Here is a 5,098-nt window from a genome sequence, read left to right on the forward strand (position 1 = left end):
CATCCGTTTCTTGTTTGGAGCGGGGGAAGCGGGTGCTTATCCCAGCATCAACCGCACCGTGTTTTCCTGGATTCCCGTGCGGGAGCGGGGGATGGTCAATGGCATCAACTTTTCGGCTGGGCGTATCGGTGCCGCGCTTGCATTGCCAGGAGTGGCGTGGCTCATCGCGGCTATTGGTTGGCAGTGGAGTTTCGCCACCCTCGGTATCGTGGGCCTGGGCTGGGCACTTATCTGGTACTTCTTCTTCCGGGACGAACCTGACCAACTGGCTTCCATTTCACCCCAAGAGCAGGAATTTATCCTTGCCCACCGCCAATCGCAGGAGCGCGTGACCGGACAAAACATCTCGATCGGGAAAATGCTTACCGACCGCAACGTACTTTTTCTAATGGGTCAGTACTTCGCAAGCAACTTTACCTTCTTTTTCTGCCTCACCTGGCTCTTTCCCCACTTGATGGCCCGCTTCCAATTAGAAGCCGTCGAGGCAGCTTTTTACAGTTCCTTGCCTTTGGTGTTTGGCGCAGTTGGCAATATTGTGGCGGGCGGTTTGGTGGACGGTCTCTACCGACGGGGGTACTTGGGGAAATCCCGAACCATCACGGCGGCCCTGGGCTTCTCGCTGGCGGCCATCGGGTTATTTTTTAGCGTAGGAAGCGAAACGGTAGGGGAGGCCACTCTCTTTCTGGCTATTGCCGTGCTGGGTGCCGACATGACATTGAGCCCTTCCTGGGCTGTTTGCTCCGACATCGGCGGAATTTTCTCCGGCACCGTATCGGGTGCCATGAATATGTTCGGTAATTTGGGCGCGTTTTTTACGGCTCTCTCATTCCCTTATCTTCAAGCCTGGTTCGGGGCCGACGAACCTTTTTTCTACATCGGTGTGGCGTTGAATCTACTGGGAATACTCTTTTGGCTTGGCATAAAACCCTCCCAAAAAGTAAAGCTAACTACTACCTAATCCAGCAATCGCAAAAACTCATAATTCATCACTTATAATTAAAAATGAACTCTCACAAAATAGCCGTAGTAAACGGCGACGGCATTGGCCACGAAATCGTCCCAATGGGCGTCGAAGTACTTCAAGCTGCCGCCAACAAATTTGGCTTTAAACTGGAAACTACCGAATACGCCTACGGAGCGGGCTACTACCTCGAACACGGCGATTTCATGGCCGAAAACGGGCTGGAAGACCTGAAAAACTTCGACGGAATCCTGTTTGGTGCCGTGGGGCTTCCCGCCGTGGATGATACGCTGCCTTTCAAACTATTTACCAATAAAGTCCGCACGGCTTTCAAGCAGTACGTCAACTACCGCCCTGTCAAACTACTGGATGGCATCGACAGTCCGTTGCGCACCAAGACTCAAAAGGACATTGACTTCGTAGTAATCAGGGAAAACAACGAAGGGGAATTTGTGCAGAATGGTCGCCAAATGTACCCCGACGAGGCGTACGGTTTTGCCACCGACACCAGCCTGTTCACTCGCCCTGGCATCGAACGCATTGCGCACTACGCCTTCAAACTGGCCCAGAAGCGGCGCAAAAAGGTCACCAACGTCACCAAGTCCAACACGATGATCAATACCCTGGCCTACTGGGATCGCGTGATCGCCGAGGTCGCCGAGCAGTACCCCGACGTGCAGTACGGCAAGATGTACATCGACGCCGCCACCGCCAATTTTGTCCTCCGTCCTGAGCTTTTCGATGTCGTGCTGACGACGAACATGCTGGGCGACATTCTCTCCGACCTGGGCGGGGCCATTATGGGTAGTTTGGGCTTCGGGCCGAGCGGCAACATTAATCCTGAAAAGGATTTTCCCTCGATGTTCGAGCCAATCCACGGGTCGGCCCCAGACATCGCGGGCAAAGGAATTGCCAATCCTATCGGGCAGATTTGGTCGGGGGCGATTATGCTGGAACACATTGGCGAAACCACCGCCGCCGATGCCATCGTCAAAGCCATCAACCAAACTACCGCGCAGGGCATTCTGACAGGCGACGCGGGTGGCAAAAACTCCACGACCGAAGTAGCGCGGGCGATTATTGAGAACTTGAAGTAGAGGGACGCTGGACATTAGATGCTGGAATTTGGACCGATCCACCGATGAGGTTGGTATTTGATCCAGTTTCCAGGGCTGAGTTGTATTTCCAATGTCCATAGTCCAACGTCCAAAATCCAAAAATGAAAATCATCGATCTCACCCTACCGTATTCGGAAGCAATAGCCGGGTACAGTTCCGCTCCTGCCAAAACGCTGGAACGCGACGGCTGGAATGCCAGCACCTTGCAGATTTACTCCCACGCGGGTACCCACATGGACGCGCCGTTGCATTTCGGGGTAAGCGATTTTTCCATCGACCAGTTTGCGGCGGAAGATTTCGTGGCCGAGCGGGCCTGGATCGTGGATCTTTCCGATTGCGTGGAAGGTTATCTAATTACAGTAGAAGACCTTACCGAAGTAGCTTCCCATTTTCAGCGGGGCGATAGTCTTTTGTTCAAAACCAATTGGTACAAAAAGTTGGGTACAGAGGCCTACCGCAACGCTCTTCCCCGTATCAGCGAAGAATTAGCCGTTTGGTGCGTGGAAAATCAGGTTAAAATTCTGGGTGTGGAACCGCCTTCGGTGGCCGATGTCAATGACATGGAGGAGGTGACGTTGATTCACAAAATACTTTTGGGTAAAGTCATCATCGTCGAGGGACTCTGCCGACTCGACGAGATCACACAGCCTTCGGTAAAACTTATCGCCCTGCCGCTGAAAATCAAGGGCGGCGACGGCGCACCCTGCCGGGTAATCGCAATCGAAGAATGAGCCATTATAAACCCATCATTGTCTTAGACGACGACCCCACGGGTACCCAAACCGTCCATGACGTTCCGGTGCTGACGGAGTGGAGTGAGGGAGTTTTGCAAAGAGAATTTTTACTAGAAATCCCGCTCTTTTACATTCTTACCAACTCCCGCGCCCTGCAAGCCGAGGAGGCCGACGCATTAGCCCTGGAAATCGGACAAACCATCAAAAAACTAGCTCAGGATTGTTGGCTCATCAGCCGCAGCGACTCCACTTTGCGCGGCCATTTTCCCAACGAAGTCGAGGCTTTGGCCGAAGGACTGGGCTGGGACAATAACTATTTGACGGTGTTACTGCCTGCTTTTTTTGCAGGTAACCGCTTTACCAAGAACGATATTCATTACCTTAAAGAAGGCGATCGGTGGATCCCCGCCGCCGAAACACCCTACGCGCAGGACAAGACTTTTGGGTACCAAAACTCAAACCTTAAAGACTGGGTAGCAGAAAAAACCAAAGGCCGCATCGATGCGGTTGAGGTGGATTCACTCACCATCGAGCTATTGGAATCGGCATCGCAGGCCGAACTTTTGAGGAGTATAGATCAGGCGGAAAAAGTTCTGGTCGTGAACGCGTTGGAAGAAAAGCATCTGGAGAAATTTTGCCAGGTAGCACATCGCAGTAAGCGCAGGATTATCTTCCGCACGGCGGCTTCATTTGTGGCCACTTTTGGCAAGATTTCAGAGAAAGACTTTTTAACGAGCAAAGAACTAGTTTCCCACAATTCGAAAACGGGCGGACTCGTCGTCGTTGGTTCGCACGTACCGAAAACTACCTCGCAGCTTAGTGAACTACTGAGATCGAATATCCAAGCCATCGAATTCGAGGTGGAGAGATTTTTGAAAGAGTCCATTTATTTGGATAATATTTCGAGAAAAATAAATGGTTTTTTGAGTGAAAATCAAGACGTAGTACTTTTCACGAGCAGAAAACTAGTTGCTGGATTTGATGAAAAAGAGAGCTTAGCGCTCAGCGTAAAAGTCTCGCAAGGCTTAATACAAATCGTACAAAACCTGACCGCGCGGCCCAAATTTTTCGTCGCCAAAGGGGGCATTACTTCGAGTGATTTAGCCACCAAAGGGCTGGGCGTAAAACGCGCGATGGTACTTGGCCAAATCGCCGCCGGAATTCCGGTGTGGCAACTTGGTGATGAGGCCAAATTTCCCGGCTTAGCCTACGTCGTCTTTCCCGGCAACGTGGGGGACGAGGGTACTTTGCGAGAAATATATGAGAAGCTAAAATGAAAAAACAATTGAAAGGCGTCTGTGTGGGAGCGGGGTACTTCGCGAAGTTTCACTACGAAGCCTGGCAGCGCATTCCGTCGGTGGGAATTACGGCTGTGGCCGATACCGATATTGAAGCTGCCAAAGCGGTAGCCTCAAAATTTGGCATTCCCAAAACCTACCCCGATTTTGCAGAGATGCTCAGGGCCGAGAAGCCAGATTTTGTGGATGTTATCACGCCTCCTGCCACGCACCTGATTTTCTGCAAAATTGCCGCCGATTTGGGGGTGAACATCATCGTCCAAAAACCGCTGGCCCCCACGCTTTCCGAAGCCGAAGAACTGGTCGAATATTGCGCGAAAATGGGCGTTCGCCTCATGGTGCACGAGAATTTCCGCTTCCAGCCGTGGCACCGCGAAATCAAAAAACTACTCAACGAGCAAGCAATCGGCAAACTCTCCAACCTGAATTTTCGGATGCGCATGGGCGACGGCTGGCAACCGGATGCGTACTTAGCGCGGCAGCCTTACTTCCGCACTATGCCGCAATTGCTGATTTACGAAACAGGCATTCATTTCATCGATACGTTTCGTTTTTTGGCGGGTGAAGTGGAAAGCGTTTTTGCTCAACTCAAAAAACTCAACCCCGACATCGCAGGGGAAGACGCCGGAACGGTATTCTTCAACTTTGAATCGGGGGCCAATGGGATTTACGACGCCAACCGTTACAACGAGAGCAACTTCCTAAATGCTCGCTACACTTTTGGTGATTTCCTAGTCGAAGGTGGGGGCGGTTCTATCCGGCTGTATAACGACGGAAAGCTAACGATTCAGAAACTAGGAGAGACTGAGAAAACCCACGTCTATCAGCACGAAAATCGCAATTTCTCAGGTGATTGCGTGTTTTTTACCCAAGGCCATTTCGTGGCTTCTTTAATAAATAATCTGCCATTCGAAACTTCCGGCGAAGCTTACCTAAAAAATATCCGGGTGCAGGAAGCAATCTACGCATCTTCCGCAACCCGGACTT

The 5,098-nt window shown here is 51.4% G+C and carries 5 protein-coding genes; all 5 read left to right on the plus strand.

What is annotated here, in order from left to right; translation table 11 throughout:
• Positions 1 to 958 (plus strand): MFS transporter (locus tag ACEW8P_RS08965; protein WP_373512745.1); only part of this gene is annotated, 958 nt, incomplete at its 5' end.
• A gap of 44 nt (positions 959 to 1,002) precedes the next feature.
• Positions 1,003 to 2,058, plus strand: coding sequence for an isocitrate/isopropylmalate dehydrogenase family protein (locus ACEW8P_RS08970; RefSeq protein ID WP_373512746.1), 1,056 nt, complete (start codon positions 1,003 to 1,005; stop codon positions 2,056 to 2,058).
• 122 nt (positions 2,059 to 2,180) lie between these two features.
• A complete protein-coding gene (locus ACEW8P_RS08975; RefSeq protein ID WP_373512747.1) occupies positions 2,181 to 2,810 on the plus strand; it encodes a cyclase family protein in 630 nt (209 codons plus the stop codon).
• Positions 2,807 to 4,090 carry a four-carbon acid sugar kinase family protein gene (locus tag ACEW8P_RS08980; RefSeq protein ID WP_373512748.1) on the plus strand — a complete coding sequence of 428 codons (1,284 nt, stop codon included), beginning with the start codon at positions 2,807 to 2,809 and terminating at the stop codon, positions 4,088 to 4,090. The genes ACEW8P_RS08975 and ACEW8P_RS08980 overlap by 4 nt, the downstream gene beginning before the upstream one ends.
• Positions 4,087 to 5,098: Gfo/Idh/MocA family protein (locus ACEW8P_RS08985; protein WP_373512749.1), on the plus strand; the 1,012-nt coding region annotated here is incomplete at its 3' end. The genes ACEW8P_RS08980 and ACEW8P_RS08985, both read left to right, overlap by 4 nt.

The sequence above is a fragment of the Persicitalea sp. genome (assembly GCF_041751555.1).
Taxonomy (GTDB): domain Bacteria; phylum Bacteroidota; class Bacteroidia; order Cytophagales; family Spirosomataceae; genus Persicitalea.

Bases quoted from the DNA above. Each gene is read 5' to 3' on its own strand.
- ACEW8P_RS08970 (WP_373512746.1), top strand. From the start codon at position 1,003: ATGAACTCTCACAAAATAGCCGTAGTAAACGGCGACGGCATTGGCCAC.
- ACEW8P_RS08975 (WP_373512747.1), top strand. From the start codon at position 2,181: ATGAAAATCATCGATCTCACCCTACCGTATTCGGAAGCAATAGCCGGG.
- ACEW8P_RS08980 (WP_373512748.1), top strand. From the start codon at position 2,807: ATGAGCCATTATAAACCCATCATTGTCTTAGACGACGACCCCACGGGT.